We start from the raw sequence: 8,683 nt of genomic DNA, 5'->3' as shown, positions 1-8,683 counted from the left end.
GCAAAGTATGAGATGCACCCTGAATGGTTATAGTATTTTTCATAGGACTTAGGTCAAGATACTAGATATAGAGTTGAAAAACTAGAACGTCTGAGTTTTGAACGCTATATGTATATTCTCTGGGTAATTCCTATTTAAGTTATAGGGAGTCGGGAGTCGGGAGTGGGGAATAGGGAATAGAAAATCAAGTATTTTGGCAAAGTATGAGATGCACCCTGAATGGTTATAGTATTTTTCATAGGACTTAGGTCAAGATACTAGATATAGAGTTGAAAAACTAGAACGTCTGAGTTTTGAACGCTATATGTATATTCTCTGGGTAATTCCTATTTAAGTTATAGGGAGTCGGGAGTCGGGAGTGGGGAATAGGGAATAGAAAATCAAGTATTTTGGCAAAGTATGAGATGCACCCTGAATGGTTATAGTATTTTTCATAGGACTTAGGTCAAGATACTAGATATAGAGTTGAAAAACTAGAACGTCTGAGTTTTAAGCGCTATATGTATATTCTCTGGGTAATTCCTATTTAAGTTATAGGGAGTCGGGAGTCGGGAGTGGGGAATAGGGAATAGAAAATCAAGTATTTTGGCAAAGTATGAGATGCACCCTGAATGGTTATAGTATTTTTCATAGGACTTAGGTCAAGATACTAGATATAGAGTTGAAAAACTAGAACGTCTGAGTTTTGAACTCTATATGTATATTCTCTGGGTAAATCCTATTTAAGTTGTTTGGATGCTTATAATATCATACTATTTGAATTATGTAGCAAAAATCTTGTTACTATTTAATATTATTAAAGCAGGTAAGGGAGTAAATATAGAAAGGGAAAACTTATCTAAAGTTTATCTAACTTATTCATAACTATACCTATCAAACTAAAATGAGTAAGTTGATTCAGTTGTCCATCCATTTAGTCCCTATCAGCGACAATTAAGGTATGAAGCTAGTTGAATGCCATGTCATCACGAAAAATCATCCTTTTTGGTCTGAAATTGACCACAAGGCTTTTTTGATAATTGATAATTGATAATTGATAATTGATAATTAATCGAATCTAGGTTGAAAGCCTATCCTCATAATTGATAATTATTTAGTCGGGATACTTTACTAAATTGAAAACTTTTTGTCAACAAAAATCTTACTTATTGTGCAAAGTTTAAAATCTTAATCATTATTAATTATCCATTAATGAACTACCAAGGTAAGTAAGCAAATTATTAGGAGATTAGATCGATGTTGGAACAGTTATTTTTCAGCTTTAAAAGAGTGGGAAAAACAGCCTAGTAAATTTTTAGGAAAACCGAAAATTCCTAAATATAAACATAAGACATGCATGCCGAAATATTCTGCCATATCCAGATGAATCAATTTACGCGCAAAGCCTTAAAAAAAGGAATTTGTCATCTGTCGATGAGTGAAATAAAAATTCTCACTTCACAGACAGAAATAATAGAGGCCAGAATCGTCCCCAAAAGTAGCTGTTACATAATAGAAATAGTCTATGAAAAATCGGAGGAAACTACAAAAAATCAACAACTAGCAGGAGTAGATTTAGGAGTGAATAACTTAATGGCTGTAACGACAAATCAAACAGGAACTGCACCTATTTTGATTAAAGGCAGACCATTAAAAGCAATTAATACCTTTTATAATAAACAGCGCTCTTGTTTACAATCTCAATTAAAAAATAACCACAATAAAAGTAATTCTCCGAAGTTAAAAAAATTAACTCACATTCATGTCGGCTCTTAGCCGAAACGAAATTGTCGAGTAGAAAATTATCTCCATACAGCAAGTAAAAGAGTAATAGATTGGTGCATTAAGCATGAAATAGGAATCTTAATTATCGGGCATAACCAGACCTGGAAACAAGAAATAAAATCAGGAAAAAAGAACAATCAACAATTTGTGAACATCCCTCATTGTAGGTTGATAGAGATGTTAACATATAAAGCCCAACTAAGAGGAATAAAAGTAATAATTACAGAAGAATCTTATACGTCTCAATCGAGCTGTTTAGATGGGGATAATTTACCGAAATATGGAGATAAAAAAACGAAATTTAGTGGAAAAAGAGTAACAAGAGGGTTGTATAAAACCAGGGAAAATAAATCATTAAATGCAGATGTAAATGGGTCATTGAATATAATTAAAAAAGTAATTCCTGATGTTTTTGACCAAGGAAGAAAGGGTTTGCCGTTTAACCCTGTAGTGGTCGATCCACTTGCGTTTAACTAAGCTTTCAGGTTGTTGAGTAAATTTGAGTAAGTTTGGTTGAGCGGTATTGGTATTCATACTCCTAAAGTTATGGTGAAAAATAATTGTATATTTACCTAAATTCCCTAAAATCAACAATGTAAACTGAAATACATCATCATGGAGAAAAATTAATGGATCTAGTCAGACTCCAAAACTCACTGGATAATATCTCGTTTGCTATCTTATTTACTACGATGCTCATTTACTGGGTAGGTGCTGCTTTTCCCCGTATTCCCTATCTCTCAGTTTTGGGTTCTACAGGAATGGCGATCGCTAATCTCTGTATTGCAACATTACTTGGCGCTCGTTGGTTAGAAGCTGGTTATTTCCCTATTAGCAACTTGTACGAATCTTTATTTTTCCTGACTTGGGGAATTACTACTATTCATCTTATAGCTGAAAATATGAGTGGTAGTCGCCTGGTAGGAATCTTTACCTCTCCAGTTGCTATGGGTATTTCTGCTTTTGCTGCCCTAACTTTGCCCTCCAATATGCAGATATCTGAACCCCTCGTACCTGCTCTAAAATCTAATTGGTTGATGATGCACGTTAGTGTAATGATGTTAAGTTATTCGACTCTTATGGTGGGGTCCTTATTGGCGATCGCTTTTCTAATTATCACCAGTGGCCAAAAAGTAGAACTTAGTGGCAGTTCTTTTGGCACTCGTGCTTATAGAAATAATCATTTTGGGAAGCACTCGGAAAATTTACAACTGGAAACAGAAGGAGCTAACCTCAACGAAATTAAGAATAACCATGAACCTTTTCCCCTATCTACAAAAAATGGTCATAGTCAAACTGCTGTTTTGGAAATGACTCAGGTTACTCAAACAGTTGAGGCAGAAACAACCCTTTCACCAGAGCGTTTAAATATTGCCCAAACGCTAGATAACATTAGTTATCGTATCATTGGCTTAGGGTTTCCACTACTGACTATTGGAATTATAGCTGGAGCAGTTTGGGCCAATGAAGCTTGGGGTTCTTATTGGAGTTGGGACCCGAAAGAAACTTGGGCCTTAATTACTTGGTTAGTATTTGCGGCCTATCTTCATGCTCGTATTACTAGAGGATGGCAAGGGCGAAAACCTGCTATTTTGGCTGCTACTGGGTTTGCTGTAGTCTGGGTATGTTATTTAGGAGTAAATCTTTTGGGTAAAGGTTTACATTCTTATGGTTGGTTTTTTTAACAGGTTTTCCAGGTAACTCTTATCAGGAGTGGGGGAGTGAGGGAACTGTGGGAACTGTGGGACTCACCCCTCACCCCTCCCTGGATGGGAAGTCCGTTTTTATTAATGCAGCTTGGGTATCTTCGAGACCCTGTACTCTCCATCCCCATACTCCCCACACTCCCTAGTCCCTACTCCCTTTTTCATTCAAAATAAATCCAGGATAACTTTTCTTATGGAAACTGAAGTTCATCTACTAAATAATGATGATGTTTTGTCTACAGGTGCTAGTCTTTTAATGTTTCAATGTACATTTAAAGTTAGTGAATATATAACTATGATTTTAACTAGATTAGAGTCGGAAAATCTATTTGAAGATGGGCTAGAATGTCAATTATTAAAACCTGGTTCTTACTGGAACAAAGGAAAGGTAAAACTTCGTTTAGAATTTTATACAGAAACTTCTGATACTGTTTCCAAAAAAGGTTTATCTAAAACTGTTGTTAGTTCTATTGCTAATTCTGAAGAAATACTAGAGGATGTAGGAATGTGGAGTTGATTTTCAATAAATTATTCAGTCACGAGTTAGTAGTTTTTATCTTAAGGGAATAGGGAATAGATATTAGTATTAGTTGGAATAAAGATTTCTATACCTTAACTTGGTGGTGGTACATTGTAATTATTTTAGTCAAGGGGAAAGGCAGTGGGAATATCTTATACTAATTACCAAAAGTAATGCTATACTTGATTAATACTTCAGTTATTAAGTAATTATCTTGGTAGAATCATATTTTTTCTTATTTAAGGCAATTTAATATTAATTATCATTATTTTTACTTCTCCCGTAGGGACGTATCGCTGCGCGACATGTTTGCGGAGGATTCCGGAACGGAAAACGCATTTTTGTTATGAAACGTTCCTACACTCCCTCACTCCCCTACTCAATCAAATGTAGAAAAGTTTTTGAGAAATGGTATTACTCCCTTGCTATATAGAATTCGGTTATATAATATAGCAATCCTGAATAGGTTGTAACATTTTATCGTAGGGGTTTGGTCTCCAAACCCAAGCGCGAAAAAGAGATTTGGAAACCAAACCCCTACAGTTTTTTTTTCACAAATCATTGAGGATTACTATATATGTTTATAATTCTATAATTAGGGCTTGCTGATTAAATTTAAAAGCATTTGGAGATAAAGGTTTGAGCAATTTTAGGTCTGAAATACCTTGGTTTTCAGTTCTTCATGCACGGTTCCCGAAAAATCGAAAAGTTAGCATTTTGGGCAAGAGTTTTGGAAAAAAATTACTCCCCCTACTTCCCTACTCCCCCGCTCCTTAAAAAAGACTTTTTCAGCAAACCCTAATTACTTCAATATTCAATCTACCAATTTTCTACCTACCAACCTCCGCTAACTATATAGTAAGTATTCAACCGGATTTGATATTAGTAGGTAATTTGTTCTTCTCTTCGGACAGATTTTAGTAATGAATAACGAACTCAATTTCCAGGAAAAAAGTTATTATGAACTGCTACTATATCTGATTTTAAATATAGAAAACTTTCAAATATTACCCAAAATAAAATTAGAAACTGACTTACCCCAGAAAGTTAGAGACAATATTCAAACTTATTTTTTTACTTATAAGTCTGCTTGTGAATTTGCTAACCAGATATTCCTAGAAATTTATCAACCTGGTGCGATAAAAAAATATTGTCAACAAAGCAAAATAGGGAAAAAATTACCAACCGCTCTTTATATTCATATCTCTGCTTTAGAACAACTTCATCCCTTACTGCAACTCTACGAAAATTTAGCTCATCGTTTATATCTCAAAGCCGTTTCTAGGCAAAAAGCTGATGCCAAAACGACCACATTAATAAAGTTTAATTTTGACAAACCAACAATTTCTTATTTACACTATCCAGATTTTAATATTGACCCTCATCCTGCCTTAAAAACTAGCATTTCCATTAATCTGAATGAGGGAAAAGTTGAGCAGAGAAACTACACCAATAGTAAAAATCCTCCGGTGCTGCATCGGAAAGAAACCTTTGTTACTCCTGAATATCCCCACTACCAAAAATTCGCTCAATTAACTTCTGCTGAAGTAAAACTAGGACTGTTAGATAATACTCGTTTAATTGGTACTCGTAAAGGATGGTTAACACACCTTAAAAATCATGGCATAGAAATTCAAGACCATCATGTAATTCAGCATACTATTGAGATGCCAATTTCCAAAATACAACGTCATAAAGCTGCTATAGTTCGTAAAAAAATTTCTAAACCAGTACGTTTAGCTGTAGAAGCAAATCTATTTACAGAAGGTACAACTTTTTTTGACTATGGTTGTGGATATGGCGAGGATATCAAATATATTGCTAAAAAAGGTTATTTAAGTGCAGGTTGGGACCCCTATTATTTGCCAGAAACTCCTTGTATTGCTGCTGATATTGTCAATCTTGGTTATGTAATTAATGTAATAGAATCTTTAGCCGAACGTAGGGAAGCTTTGATTAAATCTTGGCAGTTAACTAAAAAAGTTTTAATTGTTTCTGCTCTGGTATTAATTGATGATAGTAAAACTGAGGGAAAACTTGCTTATGGAGATGGCATAATTACAGCTCGTAAGACTTTTCAGAAATATTATGAACAGCAAGAATTAAAGTCTTATATTGACCAAGTGTTGAATGTAGATTCGATTCCTATTGATTTAGGAATTTTCTTTGTTTTTAGAGATGAAGCAGAAGCTCAAAATTTCCAGGCATCTCGGTTGAAAACCCGTTTATATACACCTAGAATTAGTTGCAAAAATAAGCGGTTTGAAGATTATGAAGAACAGCTTATTCCTTTGATGAATTTTATGAGCGATCGCGGTCGTCTACCAGTTAGAGGAGAACTTGACGAAGAGACAGATTTAATTGAAGAATTTGGTAATTTTCGTCGTGCCTTTCAGTTAATTATCCAAGTAACTAACTATCAAGAATGGGATAAAATAACGGATAAACGGCGTCAAGACTTGTTAGTATATTTAGCCTTAACAAAATTTAGTCATCGCCCTAAGTTTTCCCAATTCTCAGAAATAGTTAGAAATGATATTAGAGCTTTATTTGGTAGTTATACTAAAGCCTGTACTTTAGCTGATTTAATATTATTTAGTTTGGGTGATTCTGTTCTGATTAGTAAATGTTGCCAAAATAGTTCTATTGGTTATAAATCTGATTATTCTTTATTAGTTCATGTTTCTGCTGTAGCAAAACTTGACCCTTTGTTGCGACTTTATGAAGGTTGTGCTAATCGTACAATTGGTAGATTAAATGAGGCAACTATCGTTAAATTTCATCATAAACTACCAATAATATCTTATTTATTTTATCCCGACTTTGATACCGAAGCTCACCCAGTTTTAGATACAACTATGAATATTGATTTGCGGGATTTAAGTGTGGTCTATGAGGATTATACAAGTGAATATAATCCACCAATTTTGCACAGAAAAGATGCTTTAGTAACTTCAGATTATCCCCACTATGAAAAATTTGCTAAACTTACAGTCCAAGAAGAAGATAGAGGACTTTTAAATGATTTAGAACAAATTGAAAATAGACTCGGATGGCTCAAATGTTTAGAGAAAAATTGTACAGAAATTAAAGGTCATCGTGTTTATTGGCGTACAAATGTTGACCCTTATCAATTAAAAATATTAAAGTCTGCTGATGCTGCTAGGAAGCGTAAAAGAAAAAAACAAAATAATTAATTATTAATTATTAATTATTAGGGTTTGCTGATTATAGCGGTTTTCACAAAAGTAGACTACAAAACTTCTTCCTTATTCCTTGTTCCTTTAAACCAAAATATCTCTACTCTATATTAATGAAAACTGCTATAAATATCAAAGCATTTACAGATAAATATTTGAGCATTTTTAGAAGGAAAAAAGTGCGAGCTTTTAGCTCCAAAAGGTTCAAAAATTTAGTATTTTGGGCTGATTATGACATAAAAATCAAGGGAAAATTCTTCTGACTACCTCCTCTATAATTCCTATTTATTCTGACAAAAAAAAGGTCTCAAGCCTCCCCTTTTAAGGGGATAAAAAAAGAGAATATTCCTTATGTCAAGCCTCTGGGTTTAGCCAGAAGCAGGTGTTAACTAATAACTGAAATGACTCTGTAGGGACGTTGCATGCAACGTCCCTACTTCCTGAGGACTACCCTCACTTTGGGCAATTAAACAAGTTGCTCTAACGCCTATATTTTCGTGACTAACCTTAGAGAATATCTATAAACAGTAGAGTCTTATTGCTGATAGCCGATGGCTTACAGCTAATAGCTTATAATAGTTTAAAATAGTGGAAATATATCAACTATAACTTAAAACCAATGAACAAATTATTTGAAAAACTGAATACCCAGGTGACAATTTTGGGAAGTATTATTGCTATTCTTTGGATTGTACAAATTATTAATGCCGAACTTTTAAGGGGAGGACTGAATTATTACGGCGGAATTCATCCTCAAAGTTCTATAGGAATTACTGGTATTTTTTTTGCTCCATTTTTGCATGGTAGTTATGCTCACTTAATAGCTAATATTGTGCCACTAATAACTCTGGGTTGGTTAATCATGTTACGGGGAGTTGGTGATTTTTTCTTTGTGAGTATTGTTACTATAATTGTTAGTGGTTTAGGTATTTGGTGTTTTGGTTCACCAGGTTCTATTCATATTGGTGCTAGTGGATTAATTTTTGGTTATTTTGGTTTTTTATTACTCCGAAGTTTATTTGATTTTAGTATTTTATCAGTTCTTTTCGCCTTAACTGCTGGTTTTCTTTACAGTGGTTTAATTTGGGGTATTTTACCTTCAGATCCTGATGTATCTTGGGAGGCACACTTATTTGGTTTTCTGGGTGGGATACTTGCAGCTCAACTTTTGGGGAAACGGAAAAGAAATAGTTAAAATAACACCCATGTTATACAACCTTAATCTCTATTTTATTTACTAATAGTTTAAGTTGGAATTACAGTCTATTCCATGTAAATGTTTTACAGTAATTATAGTAGACAATATAAACAAAAATGCAACCTTAATTCAAGACTTCAAACACTCTTTTAAAAGCTACTGCTACTGTACTTCATATACCTGGAATTTGCTGTATTAGTTACATCATTTCTGTTGAAATACTGATGATCAACAAGGAACATTCATTAATTGATAATTGATAATTGATAATTGATAATTGATAATTACCTCTCCC

5 protein-coding genes and 1 pseudogene are annotated in these 8,683 nt (G+C 33.8%); all 6 read left to right on the top strand.

Going from position 1 to position 8,683, the window contains the following annotated elements; genetic code table 11:
• Nucleotides 1-1,362: 1,362 nt before the first annotated feature.
• Nucleotides 1,363-1,755: a transposase gene (locus ACP6PK_RS10330; RefSeq protein WP_426559533.1), complete on the top strand. Its 393-nt coding sequence runs from the start codon at nt 1,363-1,365 to the stop codon at nt 1,753-1,755.
• A gap of 27 nt (nt 1,756-1,782) precedes the next feature.
• A pseudogene (locus tag ACP6PK_RS10325) lies at nt 1,783-2,241 on the top strand (zinc ribbon domain-containing protein); the annotation flags it as partial.
• A gap of 152 nt (nt 2,242-2,393) precedes the next feature.
• The gene (gene ccsB / locus ACP6PK_RS10320) at nt 2,394-3,449 is read left to right on the top strand and encodes a c-type cytochrome biogenesis protein CcsB (protein WP_426559532.1); all 1,056 of its coding nucleotides are present in this window, start codon (nt 2,394-2,396) and stop codon (nt 3,447-3,449) included.
• 214 nt (nt 3,450-3,663) lie between these two features.
• Nucleotides 3,664-3,987, top strand: coding sequence for a KGK domain-containing protein (locus ACP6PK_RS10315; protein WP_094674081.1), 324 nt, complete (start codon nt 3,664-3,666; stop codon nt 3,985-3,987).
• 926 nt (nt 3,988-4,913) lie between these two features.
• Nucleotides 4,914-7,187: a DNA phosphorothioation-associated putative methyltransferase gene (locus ACP6PK_RS10310; RefSeq protein ID WP_426559531.1), complete on the top strand. Its 2,274-nt coding sequence runs from the start codon at nt 4,914-4,916 to the stop codon at nt 7,185-7,187.
• A 622-nt stretch (nt 7,188-7,809) separates the two neighbouring features.
• Entirely contained in the window at nt 7,810-8,385 is a 576-nt protein-coding gene (locus ACP6PK_RS10305; RefSeq protein ID WP_094674075.1) for a rhomboid family intramembrane serine protease, read from the top strand.
• Nucleotides 8,386-8,683 lie beyond the last annotated feature (298 nt).

The sequence above is a fragment of the Dapis hubbardiae BLCC-M172 genome, from assembly GCF_050016015.1.
Lineage (GTDB): Bacteria > Cyanobacteriota > Cyanobacteriia > Cyanobacteriales > Microcoleaceae > Trichodesmium.
Note: the sequence above shows the minus strand (reverse complement) of the source record. Positions and strands in the feature narration are given on the sequence as shown.

What these genes read in the sequence shown, in the direction of transcription:
- ACP6PK_RS10330 (WP_426559533.1), top strand. Translation starts at nt 1,363, where the DNA reads ATGAATCAATTTACGCGCAAAGCCTTAAAAAAAGGAATTTGTCATCTG.
- ccsB (WP_426559532.1), top strand. Translation starts at nt 2,394, where the DNA reads ATGGATCTAGTCAGACTCCAAAACTCACTGGATAATATCTCGTTTGCT.
- ACP6PK_RS10315 (WP_094674081.1), top strand. Translation starts at nt 3,664, where the DNA reads ATGGAAACTGAAGTTCATCTACTAAATAATGATGATGTTTTGTCTACA.
- ACP6PK_RS10310 (WP_426559531.1), top strand. Translation starts at nt 4,914, where the DNA reads ATGAATAACGAACTCAATTTCCAGGAAAAAAGTTATTATGAACTGCTA.
- ACP6PK_RS10305 (WP_094674075.1), top strand. Translation starts at nt 7,810, where the DNA reads ATGAACAAATTATTTGAAAAACTGAATACCCAGGTGACAATTTTGGGA.